The 20,970-nt window shown below is 69.7% G+C and carries 19 protein-coding genes and 1 pseudogene; 9 read left to right on the top strand and 11 right to left on the bottom strand.

Translation table 11 applies throughout. From position 1 onward, the window contains the following. Positions 1-9 precede the first annotated feature (9 nt). Positions 10-573, top strand: a complete 564-nt coding sequence (locus tag Atro_RS16730; protein ID WP_497924044.1) for a lipocalin family protein — start codon at positions 10-12, stop codon at positions 571-573. Positions 574-611: 38 nt separating this feature from the next. Here Atro_RS16730 and Atro_RS16725 read toward each other — a convergent pair whose 3' ends face one another. The 8 genes from Atro_RS16725 to bioB all read right to left on the bottom strand — a co-directional run bounded on the left by Atro_RS16725 (position 612) and on the right by bioB (position 7,772). Beyond that, complete coding sequence (locus tag Atro_RS16725; protein WP_497924042.1) at positions 612-1,445, bottom strand: arylamine N-acetyltransferase family protein; 834 nt, start codon at positions 1,443-1,445, stop codon at positions 612-614. Between the two features lie 100 nt (positions 1,446-1,545). Then, a complete protein-coding gene (locus Atro_RS16720) occupies positions 1,546-2,478 on the bottom strand; it encodes a phosphatidate cytidylyltransferase (RefSeq protein WP_497924040.1) in 933 nt (310 codons plus the stop codon). Then, positions 2,478-3,173: a lysophospholipid acyltransferase family protein gene (locus tag Atro_RS16715; protein ID WP_497924038.1), complete on the bottom strand. Its 696-nt coding sequence runs from the start codon at positions 3,171-3,173 to the stop codon at positions 2,478-2,480. Before Atro_RS16715 ends, Atro_RS16720 begins: the two co-directional genes overlap by 1 nt. Positions 3,174-3,204: 31 nt before the next feature. After that, complete coding sequence (locus Atro_RS16710; protein WP_497924036.1) at positions 3,205-3,828, bottom strand: CDP-alcohol phosphatidyltransferase family protein; 624 nt, start codon at positions 3,826-3,828, stop codon at positions 3,205-3,207. 84 nt (positions 3,829-3,912) lie between these two features. After that, the gene (gene bioC / locus Atro_RS16705) at positions 3,913-4,716 is read right to left on the bottom strand and encodes a malonyl-ACP O-methyltransferase BioC (protein WP_497924034.1); all 804 of its coding nucleotides are present in this window, start codon (positions 4,714-4,716) and stop codon (positions 3,913-3,915) included. After that, positions 4,709-5,431, bottom strand: a complete 723-nt coding sequence (locus Atro_RS16700) for an alpha/beta fold hydrolase (protein ID WP_497924032.1) — start codon at positions 5,429-5,431, stop codon at positions 4,709-4,711. Before Atro_RS16700 ends, bioC begins: the two co-directional genes overlap by 8 nt. After that, on the bottom strand, positions 5,428-6,600 hold the full coding sequence (bioF, locus tag Atro_RS16695; protein WP_497924030.1) for an 8-amino-7-oxononanoate synthase: 1,173 nt from the start codon (positions 6,598-6,600) through the stop codon (positions 5,428-5,430). Before bioF ends, Atro_RS16700 begins: the two co-directional genes overlap by 4 nt. Before the next feature lie 116 nt (positions 6,601-6,716). Next, complete coding sequence (gene bioB / locus Atro_RS16690; protein ID WP_497924028.1) at positions 6,717-7,772, bottom strand: biotin synthase BioB; 1,056 nt, start codon at positions 7,770-7,772, stop codon at positions 6,717-6,719. 114 nt (positions 7,773-7,886) lie between these two features. Between bioB and Atro_RS16685 the strand changes: the two genes are divergently transcribed. The 4 genes from Atro_RS16685 to dsbG all read left to right on the top strand — a co-directional run bounded on the left by Atro_RS16685 (position 7,887) and on the right by dsbG (position 12,003). Further along, positions 7,887-8,624 carry a ComFC family protein gene (locus tag Atro_RS16685; RefSeq protein ID WP_497924026.1) on the top strand — a complete coding sequence of 246 codons (738 nt, stop codon included), beginning with the start codon at positions 7,887-7,889 and terminating at the stop codon, positions 8,622-8,624. Between the two features lie 92 nt (positions 8,625-8,716). After that, a complete protein-coding gene (locus Atro_RS16680) occupies positions 8,717-9,691 on the top strand; it encodes a serine/threonine protein kinase (protein WP_497924024.1) in 975 nt (324 codons plus the stop codon). A 378-nt stretch (positions 9,692-10,069) separates the two neighbouring features. Beyond that, complete coding sequence (rarD, locus tag Atro_RS16675) at positions 10,070-10,966, top strand: EamA family transporter RarD (RefSeq protein WP_497924022.1); 897 nt, start codon at positions 10,070-10,072, stop codon at positions 10,964-10,966. Between the two features lie 263 nt (positions 10,967-11,229). Beyond that, positions 11,230-12,003, top strand: coding sequence for a thiol:disulfide interchange protein DsbG (gene dsbG, locus Atro_RS16670; RefSeq protein ID WP_497924020.1), 774 nt, complete (start codon positions 11,230-11,232; stop codon positions 12,001-12,003). A gap of 6 nt (positions 12,004-12,009) precedes the next feature. Here dsbG and Atro_RS16665 read toward each other — a convergent pair whose 3' ends face one another. Continuing rightward, positions 12,010-12,531 carry a glycine cleavage system transcriptional repressor gene (locus tag Atro_RS16665; RefSeq protein WP_497924018.1) on the bottom strand — a complete coding sequence of 174 codons (522 nt, stop codon included), beginning with the start codon at positions 12,529-12,531 and terminating at the stop codon, positions 12,010-12,012. 302 nt (positions 12,532-12,833) lie between these two features. Here Atro_RS16665 and Atro_RS16660 point away from each other — a divergent pair, with 302 nt between their 5' ends. Both Atro_RS16660 and Atro_RS16655 read left to right on the top strand, forming a co-directional pair. Beyond that, on the top strand, positions 12,834-15,008 hold the full coding sequence (locus tag Atro_RS16660; RefSeq protein WP_497924016.1) for a malate synthase G: 2,175 nt from the start codon (positions 12,834-12,836) through the stop codon (positions 15,006-15,008). A 248-nt stretch (positions 15,009-15,256) separates the two neighbouring features. Further along, complete coding sequence (locus Atro_RS16655; protein ID WP_497924014.1) at positions 15,257-17,194, top strand: DUF294 nucleotidyltransferase-like domain-containing protein; 1,938 nt, start codon at positions 15,257-15,259, stop codon at positions 17,192-17,194. A 34-nt stretch (positions 17,195-17,228) separates the two neighbouring features. Here Atro_RS16655 and Atro_RS16650 read toward each other — a convergent pair whose 3' ends face one another. Then, the gene (locus Atro_RS16650) at positions 17,229-18,374 is read right to left on the bottom strand and encodes an RNA-guided endonuclease InsQ/TnpB family protein (RefSeq protein ID WP_497924012.1); all 1,146 of its coding nucleotides are present in this window, start codon (positions 18,372-18,374) and stop codon (positions 17,229-17,231) included. A gap of 132 nt (positions 18,375-18,506) precedes the next feature. Between Atro_RS16650 and Atro_RS16645 the strand changes: the two genes are divergently transcribed. After that, positions 18,507-19,229 carry a 3'-5' exonuclease gene (locus Atro_RS16645; protein WP_497924010.1) on the top strand — a complete coding sequence of 241 codons (723 nt, stop codon included), beginning with the start codon at positions 18,507-18,509 and terminating at the stop codon, positions 19,227-19,229. Positions 19,230-19,296: 67 nt separating this feature from the next. After that, positions 19,297-20,186, top strand: a pseudogene (gene yihG / locus Atro_RS16640) (1-acylglycerol-3-phosphate O-acyltransferase, YihG family). Between the two features lie 4 nt (positions 20,187-20,190). Here yihG and Atro_RS16635 read toward each other — a convergent pair. Beyond that, on the bottom strand, positions 20,191-20,964 hold the full coding sequence (locus Atro_RS16635) for a TraX family protein (RefSeq protein WP_497924008.1): 774 nt from the start codon (positions 20,962-20,964) through the stop codon (positions 20,191-20,193). Positions 20,965-20,970 lie beyond the last annotated feature (6 nt).

The following is a 20,970-nucleotide window of genomic DNA, read 5'->3' as shown; positions in this document are numbered from 1 at the left end:
GCCGAACCCATGCACCGAATCCAGCACACCCTGATCGCCGCACTGCTGTGCGGCTGCTCGCTCGCCATCGCCAACCAAGCCTCCGCCGGCCAGCCGGATGCGCCGCTGTCCACCATCGCCGCCCTCGACCTGCCGCGCTACATGGGCACCTGGTACGAGATCGCCCGCTATCCCAACTGGTTCCAGAAGAAATGCGCCGGCTTCACCCGCGCCGACTACAGCCTCAAGCCAGACGGCCGCGTGCAGGTGATCAACCGTTGCCGGCTGCAGAACGGCGAGACGGATATCGCCCTCGGCACCGGCCGGCAGATCGGCGATGCCACCTCGCCGAGACTCGAAGTGCGCTTCGCTCCGGCCTGGCTTTCCTTCATCCCGGCCGTGTGGGGCGACTACTGGGTCATCGACCTCGACGAGGACTACCAACTGGTCGCGGTGAGCGAGCCCCGGCGCGAGTGCCTGTGGATATTGTCGAGAACGCCACGGGTCGAACCGCGGGCCTATGACGCCCTGCGCGAGCGCCTGCGCCGGAAGGGGTTCGATACGGGAAAGCTGCTGGTTACTCGGCAGGAGTAGGCCGGGCGTGCGGCATAACCGGCCTTACTTGTCTTCCCTCACCATTCGAGCGCCGGCCCTTTTCCCGGCTCCGCCCCCGGCAGCGGACGGAGCGCTGCATAAGGCGCATCGAGCTCGATGCCGAAATATTCCTTCAGGGCATCGAGATAGGCCTGGCCCTCGGCCAGTTCCCGCACCTGCTCCGCCCCCTCGCCGACGATCCTGAGCGTGCGGTTGAGCAGCGAGACGCGTCCGCGCGGGGTCGGCAGCGCGACGACACGGGCAAAGGTGAACAGGGAATTGGGATGGGTCGAGGTGAAGTGGTTGCCCAGGGCGATGTCGGCCGGGAACACGTGGCCCAGGTCGAAACTGTAAAGATCGAGCCACCGCCCCTGCTTCAGGGTCTGCAGCATGACGCCGAAAGGCCCGGCCTCGACGAAGCGGAACGTCAGCCCGTCGTGGCTGGTCGGGCGGTCGAGCTCGAACGGAATGGGCGCGCGGAAGCCGGGTCCGCCGAAACCGACATCGGCGATCCACGGCCGTCCCTGCAGCGTCACCAGGAGAAACAGGTGCTCCCGCCCCGACGGCGGCTCGACCAGGTGCACCCGCCCGAGCAGCGGGCGCGCCTCGAAGCCGATGGCCCGGAGCGCCATCAGGAACAGGCCGTTGAGCTCGAAGCAATACCCCCCGCGCGCCCGCTGCACCAGCTTGTCGCACAGCGCCGCGGGTTCGAGCGAGATGCCGCGCCCGAGCTGGATATCGAAGTTCTCGAAGGGAATCCTGTAGAGCTGGGCGCGGTGCAGTGCCTCCAGGCAATCCTGTGTCGGTTGTACGGGGTCGGAATGGTTCAGGCGGGCGAGATAGGCGTCGAGGTCGAAGGCTTTATCGTTCATGTTTTCACGTTCGAGTTCGGATTCGTAAAGCGGGTACAGCCCGCATGTTCTCGTCATGGTGCCGGCGGCTTGCCCCCGCCCTGCAAGGCTCATCGCCTCCTCAAGTCCAGCCCCAGCGCAGCAGGTGGAAGAAGATCGGTGCCGCAAAGCACACCGAATCCAGTCGATCGAGCATGCCGCCGTGGCCCTCGATCATGTGGCCCCAGTCCTTCACGCCGCGGTCGCGCTTGATGGCCGACATGACCAGGCCGCCGAAGAAGCCGAGCAGGGTGACGATCAGGGCGATCAGCGCGGCCTGCCAGAGGTTGAACGGGGTGATCCAGTAGAGCGCGGCGCCGACCAGGGTGGCGAGGGCGATGCCGCCGGCGAAGCCTTCGACGGTCTTCGAGGGCGACAGCCGCGGGGCGATCCGGCGTTTGCCGAAGAGCTTGCCGCAGACGTACTGCAGCACGTCGGAGAGCTGCACCACCAGCACCAGCCAGGCGATCAGCAGCAGGTTGCGGCCTGCGTAGCCGGGGATCTCTAGATTCAGCAGGGCCGGCACGTGGGAGATGCAGAACACCGCGATCATGGTGCCCCACTGCACCTTGGCCGCGCGTTCGAGGAAGGCGGTGGTGTCGCCGCCGAGGGCGGCGAGGATCGGCAGCAGGAGGAACACGTAGACCGGGATGAAGATCGAGAACAGCCCGTACCAGTCGTAGGCGATCAGCAGGTACTGCGCAGGCAGCACGAAATAGAACGCCGCGACCAGCGCCGGGTAGTCGCTGCCGCGGGTCGGCGCCAGGGTGATGAATTCGCGCAGGGCGAAGAAGGACACGGCACAAAACAGCAGGATCACCGCGCCGTGGCCGAGCCAGAAGACGCCGCCGAGCACCGCGACCATCACCCACCAGGCGTTGATCCGCGCGTTGAGGTTGTCGATCACCGGGTTGTCGGCGCCGCGGCAGCGCCACTTGAGGACGAAGCCGATCAGCGAGGCCAGCGCCAGCAGGGCGCCGATACCGGCGAACAGCACGAGGGTGTTGGCTTGCATCAGTCGGCCTCCATGGCCAGGTTCAGCAGGGTTTCGCGGGCGCGGGCGAGGAAGGCCTCCTTGCCCTCGCCGGGGCCGAGGCTCAGGGGCGCGCCGAAGGTCACGGTGCACAGCAGCGGCAGGGGCAGCACGCGGCCCTTGGGCATCACCCGGTTGAGGTTGGCGATCCACACCGGCACCAGCTCGACCTGCGGACAGCCGCGGGCGAGGCGGTAGAGGCCGCTCTTGAACGGCAGCAGGGCCTCGCCGGGGTTGCGCGTGCCCTCGGGGAAGAGGATCAGCGAGTCGCCGCCGGCCAGGGCGTCGAGCAGCGGCTGCAGCGGGTTGCTGTGCCGGTCGTGCAGTTCGCGGTCGACCAGCACGCCGCGGAACACCCGGTGGATCAGGAAGCGGCGCAGCGCGTCGCGCTGCCAGTAGTCGGCGCCGGCCACCGGGCGGGTGCGCGCGCGCAGGGCCGGCGGCAGCGACGACCAGAGCAGCACGAAGTCGGCATGGCTGCAGTGGTTGGCGAAGTAGATGCGCTGCTTCGGCTCCGGCGCGCAACCGCGCCACAGGCTGCGCGCGCCGGTGAGCAGGCGGGCGAAGCCGGTGATCGGCCAGGCCAGCAGGCGCTGCGCCCGCGAGGGGCGCGGGCGCGGCACGGCGGCGGCGGCGGGCAGGTCTTCGCCGGGCGGGGAGATCTGCGGATCGTTCATCGGGGTCGCTCCTTGCGGCGATGCGTTCGGCTCAGGCCGGCGGGTGATTCCGCTCGGCCTCGGCGATGCCCTGGCGCACGCGGTTGGCCAGGGTCCAGAGCAGCAGCGCGGCGATCAGGACGAGCAGACCGTCGATCCAGGCGCCGGGCAGCAGGCCGCTGGCGACACCCGCGCCGAGCACGCCGAAGCAGAAGGCGCGATCGCTCTTGCCCATCGGCCCGTCGTAGCGTCGCCCGGCGCCGGCCAGGGGGCCCATGACCCCGGCGTACTCGACGATCACCGCGAGCAGGGTCACGCCGACCACCGCCAGCGGCGTCACCCCCGGCACCAGCGCGAAAGGCAGGAACAGCGCGCTGTCGGCGATCACGTCGCACAGCTCGTTGAGGTAGGCGCCCAGGCGCGACTGCTGGCCGAACTCGCGGGCGAGCATGCCGTCGATGGCGTTCAGCGCCATGCGCAGGAACATCCACAGCGGGATCAGGGCGAACGGCCAGGCATGTTCGGCCAAGGCGGCGACCAGCGCGCCGAGCAGCACGGAAACGACGGCGGCGGCGAGGGTCACCTGGTTGGCGCTGACGCCGCGCTCGTAAAGGCGCCGCACCAGGGGGCGCAGCAGGTTCTGGAAGCGTGGCTTGAGCTGGTAGATGGAGGGCATGGGCAGGGTCCGTTGCCGGGGGCTTTCCCGAGGGTAGCGCACGATAGCCGCCCTGCCCGGCCGGCGTCCATGCCCCGCGCGGGCCTACTCCGCGCGCCGGCGCAGCACCCCGTAGACCGGCAGCCAGGTGGCCGGCAGCCCCTGGGACGTGCGCAAGCGCTCGTAGGCCTCGACCAGCGCCAGCAGCCGCGCGCGGCCGGTGAGGCCGTCCGGACGGCCGGGGTTGAGGTTGTGGGCGCCGAGGGCCTTGAGCTCGCGGGTCAGCTGGCGCAGGTCGCGGTAATGCAGCACGCGCGTCTCCACGCGCAGGTCGAGGACATCGAGGCCGCTGTCGGCGCACAGCTGCCGGTAGTCCCGGAAACGGCGGAAGTGGTTGACGTGGACGAAGCCGTCGACCGCCTGCCAGCTGTCCTGCAACTCCTGCAGGGTACCGGCGCACAGGCTGCTGAAGGCCAGCACGCCGCCCGGACGCAGCACCCGGCGCGCCTCGGCGAGCACCGCGGCGAAGTCGCCGCACCACTGCAAGGCCAGGCTGGAGAAGACCAGATCCTGACTGGCGCCGGCCAGCGGCAGGCATTCGGCGTCGCCACAGACGAAGTGCGCCGCGCCGCCGCGCGGCCGGGCGTGGCGCAGCATGCCCTCGGCGAGATCCAGCGCCAGGCCCTGCCCGGCGGGGAAACGCTCGGCCAGCGCCTGGGAGAAATGGCCGGTGCCGCTGCCCAGATCGACCCAGCGCTGCGCGCGCATGCCGGCCGGCAGGCGGGCCAGCAGCTCGCTGCCGACCGCGCGCTGCAGCCCGGCCACCTCGTCGTAGCTGGCGGCGGCACGGGAGAAGGAGGCGGCGACCCGGCGCTTGTCCGGCAGCGGGTTCTGGGGGCTGTCAGTCATCATCGGCCTCGCGGAGGAAGGCGGCCAGCCGCGCGGCCAGCGCCTGTGGCCGTTCGAGAACGAAGGCATGCCCGGTGCCAGCGAGGCGCTCGACCGCGCCGCGCGGCAGCAGGGTCTGCAGCGGTTCGGCGGCGGCCGCCGGCACCAGGGCGTCGGCCTCGGCGAGCAGGTGCAGCTGCGGGCCGGCGAAGGCCGCCAGCGCCGCCCGGTTGTCCAGCGCGGCGAGCACCGCGAGGCCGGCGAGGCGCTGCGCCGTCACCTCGGCCGGGATGCCCTGGGTGAGCTGGCGCGACAGGCCGCGGGCCTCGGCGCAGCCCTGGCTGCAGAGCAGCGCGAAGCGCTTGAGGATGGCACCGGAGTCCTGCGCGCAGCCGTCGCGGAAGGTGGCGAAGGTGTCCTGGGTCATCGCCTGCGGCCAGTCCGCGCGGGCGACGAAGCAGGCGTTGCTGGCCAGGGTGAGCAGTCCGCGACAGCGCGCGCCGCGCCGCGCCGCCAGCGCCGTGGCGAGCATGCCGCCCAGCGACCAGCCGCCGAGCCAGACATCGTCCGGCAGGCGGGCGTCCAGCTCGGCGAGCCAGCTCTCGGGATCGCCCGCGCCCGGCGCCGGCAGTTCGGCCAGCTCAGCCTCCACGCCCTGCTCGCGCAAGGCGCCGACCAGCGGCTCCAGGGCGGCCGGGCCGAGGCCCCAGCCGGGCAGCAGAATCAGCCGGCTCATGCCTCATCCTCCGCCAGCAGCGCCCGGCACTCGCCCAGCGCGGCGAGCAGGCGGTCGACCTGCACCTCGCTGTGGGCGGCGGAGAGGGTCACCCGCAGCCGCGCGGTGCCGGCCGGCACGGTCGGCGGGCGGATGGCGCCGACCAGCAAACCGCGCTCGCGCAGCAGGCGGGAAAACGCCACGGCGCGGGCGCTGTCGCCGATCAGCAGCGGCTGGATCGGCGTCGGGCTGTCCATCAGGGTCAGGCCCAGCTCGGCGGCGCCGGCGCGGAAGCGGGCGATCAGGCGGTTCAGGTGCTCGCGGCGCCAGCCCTCGCTGCGCAGCAGCTCCAGGCTCTTCAGGGTGGCGCAGGCCAGCGCCGGCGGCTGGCTGGTGGTGTAGATGTAGGGCCGGGCGAACTGGATCAGCGTCTCGATCAGCGCCTCGCTGCCGGCGACGAAGGCCCCGGCGGTGCCGAAGGCCTTGCCCAGGGTGCCGACCAGCACCGGCACCTCGTCGAGACCCAGGCCGAAGTGCTCGACGATGCCGCCGCCGTGCGCGCCCAGCGGGCCGAAGCCGTGGGCGTCGTCGACCATCAGCCAGGCGCCCTTCGCTCTGGCGGTAGCGCAGAGCGCCGGCAGCTCGGCCAGGTCGCCGTCCATGCTGAACACCCCGTCGGTAACCACCAGGGTGTTGCCGGTGGCCTTGTCCAGGCGGGCGGCGAGGCTCGCCGGATCGTTGTGCAGGTAGCGCGAGAAGCGCGCCCCGGAGAGCAGCCCGGCGTCCAGCAGCGAGGCGTGGTTGAGGCGGTCCTCCAGCACCGTGTCGCCCTGCCCGACCAGCGCCGTCACCGCGGCGAGGTTGGCCATGTAGCCGGTGGAGAACAGCAGCGCACGCGGCCGGCCGGTGAACTCGGCGAGCGCCTCCTCCAGCGCGTGATGCGGGGTGCTGTGGCCGATCACCAGGTGCGAGGCGCCGCCGCCGACGCCCCACTGCTCGGCCCCCTGCTGCAGGGCGCGGATCACCTCGGGGTGGTTGGCCAGCCCCAGGTAGTCGTTGGAACAGAAGGCCAGCAGCGGCCGGCCGTCGACCACCACCTCCGGCCCCTGCGGGCTGTCCAGCAGCGGGCGCTGGCGGTAGAGGTGCTCGGCGCGGCGGGCGGCGAGGCGGGCGGCGAGATCGAAGCTCATTGGACTATCCGCAGGGGTAAGGGACGGTGGATAACCGCAAGCGGGTTATCCACCCTACGAACAGGTTTCGACCTGCGTAGGGTGGATGGCGCTTTATCCATCCACCAAGCGAAGGATCAGGCCGAAGTGGCGTCGTAGAACAGCGCGCTGTTCTTCTGCTCGATCAGCGCCTGCTCGATGGCCGCCTGGTGCACCTCGTCGGCATGCCCCTCGCGCTCCTCCGGCTGGATGCCGAGGCGGGCGAACAGCTGCATGTCCTTCTCCGCCTCGGGGTTGCCGGTGGTCAGCAGGCGCTCGCCGTAGAAGATCGAGTTGGCGCCGGCGAAGAAGGCCAAGGCCTGCATCTGGTCGTTCATCTCGGAGCGGCCGGCGGACAGCCGCACGTGGGATTTGGGCATCATGATCCGCGCCACGGCGAGGGTGCGGATGAAGTCGAAGGGGTCGACGTCCTCGGCGTTCTCCAGCGGCGTGCCCTTGACCTTGACCAGCATGTTGATCGGCACCGACTCCGGGTGCTCCGGCAGGTTGGCCAGCTGGATCAGGAGGCCCGCGCGGTCGTCGAGGGACTCGCCCATGCCGAGGATGCCGCCGGAGCAGATCTTCATCCCCGCTTCGCGCACGTAGGCCAGGGTTTCCAGGCGCTCGGCGTAGGTGCGGGTGGTGATGATGTTGCCGTAGAACTCCGGCGAGGTGTCGAGGTTGTGGTTGTAGTAGTCGAGGCCGGCCTCGGCCAGCGCCCGGGTCTGCTCGCGGCTCAGGGTGCCGAGGGTCATGCAGGTTTCCAGGCCCAGAGCCTTGACGCCCTTGACCATCTCCAGCACGTAGGGCATGTCCTTGGCCGAGGGGTGCTTCCAGGCGGCGCCCATGCAGAAGCGACTGGAGCCGATGGCCTTGGCCTCGGCGGCGGCCTGGATGACCTTCTGCACCTCCATCAGCTTGGCCTTGTCCAGCCCGGTGTTGTGATGGCCGGACTGCGAGCAGTACTTGCAGTCCTCCGGGCAGGCGCCGGTCTTGATCGACAGCAGGGTCGAGACCTGCACGCGGTTGGGGTCGAAGTGCTGGCGGTGCACCGTCTGCGCCCGGAACAGCAGGTCGTTGAACGGCAGCTCGAACAGGGCCCGGACCTCGGCAAGGGTCCAGTCGTGGCGCAGTGAGGCGGCGGTGGCGCTCATGGGGTTCTTCCTTGCAAGAAGGGCCCGGGCTGGGCGGGCGTTCGGTCGAGAAGCCACGACCTGCTAGAGTGCGTGGCGCTATAGGGATGAGCGGCCTAAGTTTAGGGAAGCCCGATGCGCTGTCAACCACACCCCCTCCTGGCGGTTTACAACTGGTTAAAGAATAACCAATCCTGTCTCCTGTGCGACGAGCCGGCGGAAACCGGCCTGCCGCTGTGCGCCAGCTGCGAGGCCGAACTGCCCTGGCTCGGCGCGCACTGCGCGGTCTGCGCCCTGCCGCTGCCGGCGGCGGGCCTGGTCTGCGGCGCCTGCCAGAAGACGCCGCCGGCCTTCGCCCGGGTCGAGGCGCCCTGGCGCTATGCCTTCCCGGTCGACAGCCTGGTCGCCCGCTTCAAGCACCAGGCGCGCTGGCCGCTGGGCCGACTGCTCGGCGAACTGCTCGAACGCCACCTGCAGCACGCCTTCGCCGAGGGCCTGCCGCGCCCGGACTGCCTGCTGCCGGTGCCGCTGGCGAAGGGCCGGCTGCGCCGGCGCGGCTTCAACCAGGCACAGATGCTCGCCCGCTGGCTGGGCAAGCCGCTGCAGCTGCCGGTGGAGGAAAACCTGCTGCTGCGCCCGCACGACACCCGGGCCCAGCAGGAGCTGGATGCCGCCGCGCGCCGGCGCAACCTGCGTGGCGCCTTCGCCCTCGCCGATTCCGCGGCGGTCGCCGGCCGCCATCTGGCGCTGGTCGACGACGTGCTGACCACCGGCGCCACCGCCGAGGCGCTGGCTCGCCTGCTGCACGCGGCCGGCGCGGCGCGGGTCGACGTCTACTGCCTGGCGCGCACGCCGAAGCCGGACGGCGGCTGAGCGGGTCGGCCCGCGGGAGCGGCAACGCCCGGCCCCGATACAGCGCCCCCGTCCACCCGCTAGACTGTGGACCATAGTCCCTGGAGTTGCCCATGAGCCATCCCTTCGATTCCCTCACCCCCGACCTGGTCCTCGACGCCGTGGAAAGCCTCGGCTATCTCAGCGACGCCCGCGTGCTGGCGCTGAACAGCTACGAGAACCGCGTCTATCAGGTCGGCATCGAAGGCGGCGAGCCGCTGATCGCCAAGTTCTATCGGCCGCAGCGCTGGAGCGATGCGGCGATCCGCGAGGAGCACACCTTCAGCCTAGAGCTGGCCGACTGCGAGGTGCCGGTGGTAGCGCCGCTGGCCAGGGACGGCGAAACCCTGTTCGAGCACGCCGGCTTTCGCTTCGCCCTGTTCCCGCGGCGCGGCGGCCGCGCGCCGGAACCGGGCAACCTGGACCAGCTGTACCGCCTCGGCGGCCTGCTCGGCCGCCTGCATGCGGTGGGCGCGAACCGGCCGTTCGCGCACCGCGAGGAACTGACGGTGGCCAACTTCGGCCACGATTCGCTGGCCACCCTGCTCGACGGCGGCTTCGTCCCGAAAAGCCTGCTGCCGGCCTACGAGTCGGTGGCCCGCGACCTGCTGGCGCGCCTCGACGCGCTGTTCGGCGCGACGACCTACCGGACGATCCGCATCCACGGCGATTGCCATCCGGGCAACCTGCTGTGCCGCGATGACACCTTCCATATCGTCGACCTGGACGACTGCCGCATGGGCCCGGCGGTGCAGGATTTGTGGATGATGCTCGCCGGCGACCGCCAGGAACGCCTCGCCCAGCTCGCCGAACTGATGGACGGCTACCAGGAGTTCCACGACTTCGACCCGCGCCAGCTGGCGCTGATCGAGGGCCTGCGCGCCCTGCGCCTGATCCACTACAGCGCCTGGCTGGCGCGGCGCTGGGACGACCCGGCGTTCCCGCCGAGCTTTCCCTGGTTCGGCAGCGAGCGTTACTGGGGCGAGCAGATCCTCACCCTGCGCGAACAGCGCGCGGCGCTGGACGAGGAACCGCTGCGGCTGTTCTGAAGCGGGCCTTGCGGCCACGGCCGGAACAGGACGCTGCACGAAACGGACAGACGGCCCCGGCCCTTGCACCTAGGGTCTGTTGACGTTTTGGCGTGAGCCGCGTTGCCGCGGCAAATGCCGCCAGGCCAGGCGCGGGGCGCCGGCAATGGTCATTCCCTTGCCAAGCCCCGCAACGCCGCATGGCGGCATTTGCCGCGCAACCCGAAGGGACGGGGCCCGTTTGGCGCAGCACGGCGTCGCTCGTCGTTCATTTGGAATGACCAAACTTCTCTCCTCGCTCCTTGTTCTGCGCCAGACGGGCCTCCGTCGCGGCCTACGCCAAAACGTCAACAGACCCTAGAATCGGCGGCCTCGCCAGTTGCCGATCGGGACCACCGCATGCATGCCGCCAACCCGCGCCGCGGGTATCTGCTGGGCCTCGCCGCCTACGGGATCTGGGGCCTGTTTCCCCTCTACTTCAAGACCCTGGCCAGCATCCCCGCCGAGGAGATCCTGGTCCACCGGGTGCTCTGGTCGGCGCTGTGCGGGCTGCTCCTGCTGCAGCTCTGGCGGCATCCGGACTGGTGGCGGGAGCTGCGCGCGCATCCGCGGCGCGTCGCCGTGCTCGCCGGCAGCAGCCTGCTGATCGCCTGCAACTGGCTGCTCTACGTCTGGGCGGTGAACAACGGGCGCATGCTGGAGACCAGCCTGGGCTACTACATCAATCCGCTGGTCAACGTGCTGCTCGGCCTGCTGTTGCTCGGCGAGCGCCTGCGCCCGCTGCAGTGGCTGGCGGTCGGCCTGGCGGCCCTCGGCGTGCTGCAGCAGCTCTGGCAGCTCGGCAGCCTGCCGTGGATCTCGCTGGTGCTGGCCTTCTCCTTCAGCGTCTACGGGCTGATCCGCAAGCAGGCGCCGGTCGCCGCGCTGCCCGGCCTGGTGGTGGAAACCTGGCTGCTGCTGCCGCCGGCCCTCGCCTGGCTGTGGCTGCATCCGGGCGCCGGCAGCGCCCAGGACAGCTTCTGGAGCACGCCGCAGGCGCTCTGGCTGGCCGCCGCCGGCCCGGTCACCCTGGTGCCGCTGCTCTGCTTCAACGCCGCGGCGCGGCATCTACCCTATGCCACCCTGGGCTTTCTGCAGTACCTGGCGCCGACCCTGGTGCTGCTGCTGGCGGTGTTCGTCTACGGCGAGCCGCTGGAGCGGGGAAAACTGCTGGCCTTCGTCTGCATCTGGCTGGGCCTGGCGGTCTACAGCCTGGATATCTGGCGCGGCCTGCGCCGGGCGTCCGCCGGCCCGTGAGCCTGTACGTTTTTCGCGCGAAGTGCTGCCGGCCCGATCCTGCCTGGCCTGCAGCCAGGATTCCCAAGCTTATCCACAGAGGTATTCACGCCCGTTGTGCACAACGCCAAGAGGCTGCCCATTTTTCGACCGGAACCCGGCAAGCCCCGCCCCTTCTGGCGCGGCGACCGGGCTCCCCAGGTTATCCGCAGCCCTGTCCAGCCGATCTGGGAATTGGCTGCCGGCCGGTTTTTTCCACCTCCGCCCCTACGAGGAACCCAGTCATGCCGCTTTTCGAACGCCTCCCCTTCCTGCTCGCCGGCCTGAGCCTGCTGGCCCTGCCGGCCGCGGCCAGCCGGGCCGAGGAGTTGCCCGCGCCGATCAGGGCCGCCGAAGCCCGCGGCGCCGAGATCGTCGGCAGCTTCGAGGCGCCGGGCGGCCTGAAGGGCTATGCCGCCCGCTACAACGGCCAGGGCATGGCGCTCTACCTGACCCCCGACGGGCAGCACGTGCTGATCGGCAACCTGCTCGACGCCCAGGGCCAGGACCTGACCCGGCCGCAGCTGGAAAAACTGGTCTATGCGCCGCTGGGCAAGGAAATGTGGGCGCGCATGGAGCGCAGCGGCTGGATCGCCGACGGCAGCGCCACGGCGCCGCGCATCGTCTACCTGTTCTCCGACCCGAACTGCCCCTACTGCACGCTGTTCTGGCAGCAGGCACGGCCCTGGGTCGAGGCCGGCAAGGTGCAGCTACGGCACATCCTGGTCGGCATCCTGCGCGCCGACAGCGCCGGCAAGGCCGCCGCGCTGCTCGCCGCCGAGCGGCCCGAACAAGCGCTGCACGCCCACGAGTCCGCCGGCAAGGCCAGCCCCCTCAAGCCCCTGGCGGAGATTCCGGCACAGACGAACGAGCGGCTGGAGAGCAACCTCGAGCTGATGAACGCCCTGGGCGCGATGGCGACCCCGGCGATCTTCTACCTGGACGACCAGGGCCGCCTGCAGCAACAGCAGGGCGCTCCCGACCCGGAGACGCTGGCGCAGATCCTCGGGCCGAAATAAGCGGCCCTACTCCTCTTCAGGACGCAGGATCAGCTCCACCATCAGGTCGTCGGCCAGGGTTTCCAGGCGCTGCTGCAACAGCTCCAGCGACAGCTCCGTCGGCACCGCCAGCTGGGCCTGGGCATGGAACAGCAACTCGCTGCTCATCGGCGCCGGCGCCACCTCGGTGTCCAGGCTTTCCAGGTTGACGCCGTGCTCGGCGAGCAGGCGGGTGATGTCGCGGACGATGCCGGGGCGGTCGTTGCCGACCAGCTCGAGCTGGATCGAGCGCCAGGCGCTGGCCGGCTCCTCGCCGCTCGGCGCCAGCAGCACGCGGATGCCCTGGCTCTCCAGGTCGTGCAGCGCGGCGGAAAGATCGCCGTGCGCCGCCTCGGGCACGGCCACCCGCAGGATGCCGGCGAACTGCCCGGCCATGCGCGCCATGCGGCTCTCCAGCCAGTTGCCGCCATGCCCGGCGATGCACTGGGCGAGCTGTTCCACCAGCCCCGGCTTGTCCCGGGCGATTACCGTCAGTACCAGATGATCCACGGTCGTCTCCTTCTGCAGCGGGCACATGTCCCGATCGGTTAGCGGCGGACGCGCCGGTCTGCCAGACCCGACTCCCGCACGAGGACGCAAGGCGCAAGACGCATCCTCCGGAGTATAGGCACGGCCCCGCGCAGCGGCCGTCCGGCCACGCCGGCGATCGCGGCTTTCTGAACTTTCGTCGTAGGTGCCCTCAGCGACACAGCTTTCCCCGCGGCCTTTATGTAGTATGCTGCGCCACGCACTACAAAACGAACGGGCGCCGTCCCGGTGCGATCCGGAATTCAACTGAAAACGAGGCAAACATGACCGAGCGCGTTCAAGTCGGCGGCCTGCAAGTCGCCAAAGTCCTGTATGACTTCATCAACGGCGAAGCCATCCCCGGCACCGGCGTCGATGTCGCCGCCTTCTGGGCCGGCGCCGCCAATGTCATCCACGACCTGGCTCCGAAGAACCGCGCCCTGCTGGCCAAGCGCGACGAACTGCAGGCGAAGATCGATGCCTGGCACCAGGCCCGCGCCGGCCAGGGCCACGACGCCGTGGCCTACAAGGCCTTCCTGCAGGAAATCGGCTACCTGCTGCCGGAGCCCGAGGACTTCGTCGCCACCACCGAGAACGTCGACGACGAGATCGCCCGCATGGCCGGCCCGCAGCTAGTGGTGCCGATCATGAACGCGCGCTTCGCCCTGAACGCCGCCAACGCCCGCTGGGGCTCGCTGTACGACGCCCTGTACGGCACCGACGCCATCCCGGAAACCGATGGTGCCGAGAAGGGCCAAGGCTACAACAAGGTCCGCGGCGACAAGGTGATCGCCTTCGCCCGCGCCTTCCTCGACGAGGCCGCCGCCCTCGAAGGCGCCTCCCACGTCGACGCCACCGGCTACCGCATCGACGGCGGCAAGCTGGTCGTTGCCCTGAAGAACGGCAGCACCGCCGGCCTGCAGAACCCGGCCCAGCTGGTCGGCTTCCAGGGCGAGGCGGCCGCGCCCAAGGCCGTGCTGCTCAAGCACAACGGCATCCACTTCGAGATCCAGATCGACCCGCAGAGCCCGATCGGCCAGACCGACGCCGCCGGCGTGAAGGACGTGCTGATGGAAGCCGCGCTGACCACCATCATGGACTGCGAGGACTCGGTGGCCGCCGTCGATGCCGACGACAAGGTCATCGCCTACAAGAACTGGCTGGGCCTGATGAAGGGCGACCTGGCCGAGCAGGTCGCCAAGGGCGGCAGCACCTTCACCCGCACCATGAACGCGGACCGCGAGTACACCGCGGCGGGCGGCGGCGCGCTGACCCTGCACGGCCGCTCCCTGCTGTTCGTGCGCAACGTCGGCCACCTGATGACCAACGACGCGATCCTCGACCAGGACGGCAACGAGGTGCCGGAAGGCATCCAGGACGCGCTGTTCACCAGCCTGATCGCCATCCACAACCTCAAGGGCAACACCAGCCGCAAGAACAGCCGCACCGGCAGCGTCTACATCGTCAAGCCGAAGATGCACGGCCCCGAGGAAGCCGCCTTCACCAACGAGCTGTTCGGCCGCGTCGAGGACGTCCTCGGCCTGACCCGCAACACCCTCAAGGTCGGCATCATGGACGAGGAGCGCCGCACCACGGTCAACCTCAAGGCCTGCATCAAGGCCGCCCGCGAGCGCGTGGTGTTCATCAACACCGGCTTCCTCGACCGCACCGGCGACGAGTTGCACACCTCCATGGAAGCCGGCCCGATGATCCGCAAGGGCGAGATGAAGAACGCCGCCTGGATCAAGGCCTACGAGAACTGGAACGTCGACAACGGCCTGGCCACCGGCCTGTCCGGCCGTGCGCAGATCGGCAAGGGCATGTGGGCCATGCCCGACCTGATGGCCGCCATGCTCGAGCAGAAGATCGCCCACCCGCTGGCCGGCGCCAACACCGCCTGGGTGCCGTCGCCGACCGCCGCCGCGCTGCACGCCCTGCACTACCACAAGGTCGACGTGTTCGCCCGCCAGCAGGAGCTGGCCAAGCGCGAGCGCGCCTCGCTGGACGACATCCTGAGCATCCCGCTGGCGCCGAACACCGACTGGTCGGCCGCGGAAATCCAGCAGGAGCTGGACAACAACGCCCAGGGCATCCTCGGCTACGTGGTGCGCTGGATCGACCAGGGCGTCGGCTGCTCCAAGGTGCCGGACATCAACGACGTCGGCCTGATGGAAGACCGCGCCACCCTGCGCATCTCCAGCCAGCACATCGCCAACTGGCTGCGCCACGGCGTGTGCAGCCTCGAGCAGGTCATGGAAACCATGAAGCGCATGGCCGTGATCGTCGACCGTCAGAACGCCAACGACCCGCTGTACCGCCCGATGGCGCCGGACTTCGACGGCGTGGCCTTCCAGGCTGCCGTCGAACTGGTGGTCGAAGGCACCAAGCAGCCCAACGGCTACACCGAGCCGGTGCTGCACCGCCGCCGTCGCGAGTTCAAGGCCAAGAACGGTCTCTGACCCCCTCCTAGCAGGGATGCCGATCCGGGGCGCCGCACAGCGCTCCGACCCGCGCCGCACACGTTCCGCCTGCCGCCCCGGCAGACGGGAGGCGCGGCGCTCTCCTGTCCGCCCGCCGTAAGTCCCGGCCGGAAAACCGCGCCTTTCCTGTCCGCCGTCAATCTGCGCACCGCGCCCCGCCACGGCGCGCCCGCTGCCTGCATGTCAGAATTGGAGATGGACATCCAGCCCTTTCAAGGAGCACGCCGATGAGCAAGACGGACGCCTTCGCCGAGGCCGGCAAGACCGCGGTCATGCAGAACATTCAGGGCACCATGCAGTTCCTTCTCCAGTATCCGCCGTTCGACCAGATGGAAAGCGGCCATCTGGCCTATCTGGTCGAGCACTGCCGGCTGCGCTTCTACGCGGCGGGCGACTCCATCGTCAAACCGGCCGACGGGCGGGTCGAGCACCTGCACATCATCAAGCAGGGTCATGTCCTCGGCCAGCGCCCGAGCCTCTCCGGCAACGGCATCGACACCACCATGGAGGTCGCCCCGGGCGAATGCTTCCCGGTGGCGGCGCTGGTCGGCGAACGGCCGACCCGCACCGACTACATCGCCGCCGAGGACACCTTCTGCCTGCTCCTCGAGCGCCAGGCCTTCGCCAAGCTGCTGACCAGCTCCGATCCGTTCCGCGACTTCGCCCTGCGCGGGGTCAGCAGCCTGCTCGATCTGGTCAACCAGCAGGTCCAGCTCAAGGCCGCGGAAACCCTCGGCGCGCAGTACTCGCTGGACACCCGCCTGGGCGAGCTGGCGGCGCGCCGGCCGGTCTCCTGTACCAGCGGCACCAGCCTGCGCGACGCGGTGCGGCTGATGAACGAGCACCAGGTCGGCAGCCTGGTGATGGTCGATGCGGCCGAGTTCCCGATCGGCATCTTCACCCTGCGCGACCTGCGCCAGGTGATCGCCGAGGGCAGCGGCAACCTCGCCCAGCCGCTGGACGAGCTGATGGTCCGCGACCCGGCCCGCCTGCCGCCCTCGGCCACCGCCTTCGACGCCGCGCTGACCATGACCCGGCGGCACATCGCGCACATCTGCGTGGTGGAGAACGACCGGCTGGTGGGGGTGGTGTCCGAGCGCGACCTGTTCTCCCTGCAGCGCGTCGACCTGGTGCACCTGGCGCGCACCATCAGCAGCGCCGGCAGCGTGGCCAGCCTGGCGGCGCTGCGCGGCGACATCGCCCGGCTGATCGACCACATGCTCGCCCACGGCGCCAGCCCGGCGCAGCTGACCCGCATCATCACCCAGCTCAACGACCACACCGTGAGTCGGGTGATCGAGCTGATGCTGGAGAAGCACGGCGATCCGGGCGTGCCCTTCACCTGGCTGGCGTTCGGCAGCGAGGGGCGCCGCGAGCAGACCCTGCACACCGACCAGGACAACGGCATCCTCTTCGAGGCCGACGGCCCCGCCGCGGCCGAGGCGACCCGCCAGCGCCTGCTGCCGCTGGCCCGCGAAATCAACCAGGCCCTCGACCAGTGCGGCTTCAGCCTGTGCAAGGGCAACGTCATGGCCGGCAACCCCGAGCTGTGCCTGTCGCGCCAGGAGTGGACGCGCCGCTTCGCCGGGATCATCCAGACGCCGCACGCCGAGAACCTGCTGCGCTCGACGATCTTCTTCGACCTGCGCCCGGTTTGGGGCCCGACCGAGGGCTGCCGGGAACTCACCGACGACCTGCTGGAGATGGTCGCCGACAACGCCCTGTTCCAGCGCATGATGGCCACCAACGCCATGCAGCACCGTCCGCCGATCGGCCGCTTCCTGCGCGACTTCGTGGTGGCCAGCCGCGGCGCGGAAAAGGACACCCTGGACCTCAAGGTCGAAGGCCTGACGCCCTTCGTCGACGGCGCGCGCATCCTCGCCCTGGCCAACGGCATCCACGACAGCAACACCCTCGAGCGCTTCCGCCAGCTGGCCGCCAAGGGCGTGGTGGCGGCCAAGGACGCGGCGTCCTACGAGGAGGCCTACCACTTCATCCAGCTGATGCGCATGCAGCACCACCAGCGCCAACAGCGCGAAGGCCGCCCGCTCGGCAACCGCCTCGACCCCGATACCCTCAACAGCCTCGACCAGCGCATACTGCGGGAGTCCTTCCGCCAGGCGCAGCGCCTGCAGACCCGCTTGAGCGTGCGATACCAGCTTTGACTGTTCCCCTCCCTGAAGGAAGGAGATTCCCAATTCAACGAGCACTGGACACAGGCACTTGACCCATGCCGCTTACGTTCTCTCCAAGGGCTAACACCGCCAGCCCGGCGGCTTTAATGTTGATCGCGGCGTTCACGTCGCGGTCATGCTCGGTTCCGCATTCCGGGCAACTCCAGCGGCGAACATCCAGCGGCAGGCGCTCAAGGGTATGCCCGCAGCAGGAACAGCGCTTCGAACTGGGATACCAGCGGTCGATCTGGACGATCTGCCGACCGGCCCATTCGCCCTTGTACTCCAGCTGGCGAACGAACTCACCCCAGCCTGCATCGGCCATGGCCTTGCTCCGTTTTGGATTGCGGATCATGTTCTTCACGGCAAGGGTTTCGGCGCAGACCACTTGGTTCTCGTTGATCAGTCTGCGGGACAGCTTGTGCAAGCCGTCCGCTCGGCAATCGGAAATTTTCGCGTGAATACGGGCCACTTTCCGCCGAGCCCTGGCGCGGTTCTTCGAGCCGGGCTGCTTCCTCCCCAGCCGGCGTTGGGCCAGGGCCAGACGGGAGGCGTATTTCGCGCTGTGGCGGGGATTGCCGAATCGTTCGCCCTCGCTGGTGACGAACAGGTCTTTCAGCCCCAGGTCGATGCCGAGCGTCTTCGATACAACCGGAAGGGTTTCAGGCTCGAACACGCACAGGCAGGACACGAAGTACCGCCCCGCAGAGTCCTGGGAAATCGTAACCGTGGAAGGCTCACAAGGCAGTGGCCGACTCCAGCGGATCGCCAGGGGCTCGTCGCACTTGGCCAGGAACAGCTTGCCGTCGCGATAGCGGAAGGCCGAGTGGGTGAACTCGGCGGACTGCCGGTGCCGTTTCTTCTTGAAGACCGGGTACTTCGCCCGGCCCTCGAAAAAGTTCTTGAACGCAGCCTGCTGGTGGCGAAGGCATTGCTGCAATGGCACCGAACTGACCTCATTGAGAAAAGCCAGCTCCGGCAGCTTCTTGATTGCCGTCAGCCGGGCGCTGGCCTGCGTGTAGCCGACCTTCTGCTGCTCCTTGAAGAACGCATCGGTACGCCAGCGCAGGAGGCGATTGTAGACGGAACGCACGCAACCGAACGTCCTGGCAAGCAGTTCTGCTTGTTCCGGAGTCGGGTAGAAGCGGTATTGGTAGGCGCGTTTCGTCATGACTCACCAAATAAACCCATCAGGGTAAAGATAGCGACCACCTGAGAAGGAGGCAGCGAGAACAGGGGCGCCCTGCGGGCGCCGCGCTATCCCTCCCCGCACCAGAAGTACGGGGTTTCTCGCGCAAATCGGATGAACCCGTTCGCCTTCCTGTCCTCCCTGGGCTCGGCCAGGCTGCCGCTCGACGACGACCAGCGGCGCCGCCTGCGCCGCCTACCGGGTGCTCCGCACCTGGACAGCCGCCCGCTGCACGCCCAGCGCTTCGTGGTGCTCGACCTGGAAACCACCGGCCTCAACGTCGACCGCGACATCGTCCTGTCGATCGGCGCCGTGCTCATCGAGAACGACGCCATCGAGCTGGCCGGCCAGTTCGAATGCACCCTGCAACGGCGGCTGAAGACCGTCACCGAAAGCGTGCTGATCCACGGCATCGCGCCCAGCGCCCTGGCCGGCGGCACCGCCCCGGCCGAAGCGCTCCTGCAGTTCATGGAGTTCGCCGGCGACGGCGTGTTCCTCGCTTTCCACGCGCCCTTCGACCAGCGCATGCTGAGCCGCGCCTTGAAGGACGAGCTGGGCTACACGCTGCGCCACCCCTTCCTCGACGTCGCCGACCTGGCGCCCATGCTGTTCCCCGAGGCCCTCGTCCATCCGGGCGGGCTGGACCAGTGGATCGAATACTTCCGCCTCGACATGCCGCAGCGCCACCACGCCTCGGCCGACGCCCTGGCCACCGCCGAGATCGCCCTGATCCTGTTCAACCGCGCCCGGCGCATGGCCCTCGACAACCTGGCCGAGCTGGGCGAGCGGGCCGCCCGCTGGCGACGCGCGCGCAGCGCCAGCCGTCATTCGCTGTAAGCCGCGCGCAGGTGCGGCCCGCCCCGCCCGGGCTTATGATGCGCCGCCCTGTCGACAAGGATTTTCCATGCGTGCGCTGTTCACCGCCCTCGGCGTCCTCCTCCTGCTGGCGATCGACACCCTGCTGATGATCGTCCCGCTGCTGCTGCTCGCCCTGCTCCGCCTGCTGCTGCCCGGCCGGCGCCTGCGGGCGGCCTGCGCGCGCGGGTGATGTGGTGCGCCGAGCACTGGGTGGAGATCGGCAAGCGGGTCTTCGCCTGGCTCATCCCCACCGTCTGGGACGTCCGCGGCGGCGCCGGGCTGCGCCGCGACCGCTCCTACCTGCTGGTCTGCAACCACCAGAGCTGGGTGGACATCCCCACGCTGCTGGAGGCGTTCGGCGGCCGGGTGCCCTTCTTCAAGTTCTTCCTCAAGCGGGAGCTGATCTGGATTCCCTTCCTCGGGCTGGCCTTCTGGGCCCTCGACTACCCCTTCATGAGGCGCCATTCCAAGACCTATCTGGAGCGCCACCCGGAAAAGCGCGGCGAGGACCTGGAAATCACCAAACGCGCCTGCGCCCGTTTTCGCGACACCCCGGTGACCCTGGTCAACTACCTGGAGGGCACCCGCTTCACGCCGCTCAAGCACGCCCAGCAGGACTCGCCCTACCGCCATCTGCTGCGCCCCAAAGCCGGTGGTCTGGCCTTCGCCCTGGCCAGCCTCGGCCCGCAGCTGGACGCGCTGCTGGACGTCACCCTGGTCTATCCCGGCCCGCGCATTCCCGGCTTCTGGCAGCTGATCAGCGGCCAGGTGCCGCGGGTGATCGTCGACATCCAGACCCGCGCGCTGGACCCGGCCTTCTGGCAGGGCGACTACCAGAACGACGCGGCGTTCCGCCAGTCCTTGCAGGCCTGGGTCAGCCGCCTGTGGGCAGAGAAGGACGCGCGCATCGCCCGGCTGCGCGACACGCCGGCCTGAGCCCTCAGGCCGCCCGGTGCAGCCACTCGCGCAGCGCGTAGAGCAGCAGGAAATGTCCCGGATAGAAGGCATAGGCCCAGCGCCGCAGCGGCGGCACCGGCAGGCCCGGCGCCAGGCGCAGCAGGGCCAATCCCAGCGGAGCGGCGAGGAAACAGGCAAGGATCACCGCGAGGGCGAAGCGCTGGCCGAGCAGCGCATCGACATACAGCGGCGGCCAGTAGTTGGCCGCGACCGTCACCAGGGACGGCAGCAGCCAGCCCCAGCGCGGACGGCGCAGAACGACCAGGAAGGCGGCCGGCAGGAGCACGCCGAAGGCGCCGAACATCAGCCGCTCGTGCAACGCCAGCGCCAGCAGCAAGGCGGCGAGGCCGAGCAGGCGCTCGGCCAGCGGGCACGGGCGCGCGGCATTGGCCAGCAGCAGGCCGAGGGCCAGGGTCGGCAACACGTTGAGGCTGTCCGGCGAGCCGACCAGCAGCCGGTACGGCCACTCGGCGAGCAGGGCGAACAGCAGCAGCCAGCCGAGATAGCGCGCCAGGGCCGCCCGGCGCAGCGACTCGGCGCGCGGCCGGGCCAGGTTGACGGCGAGGATCAGGCAGAAGAAGGGAAACGCCAGCCGTCCCGGCACGTACAGCCAGAACTGCCACAGCCAGACCAGGCGCAGGTGGTCGAGCAGCATGCTGGCGAAGGCCAGCCACTTGAGCAGATCGAGCGCCGACTCGCGCGCCGCGACCTGCCCGACGGTGTGCGCCGCGCCGGCCGCCAGTCTCAGGCCCGACATCGCCGC

The sequence above is a fragment of the Azotobacter tropicalis genome (genome assembly GCF_059739045.1).
This window is presented reverse-complemented; position numbering and strand designations above follow the sequence as displayed.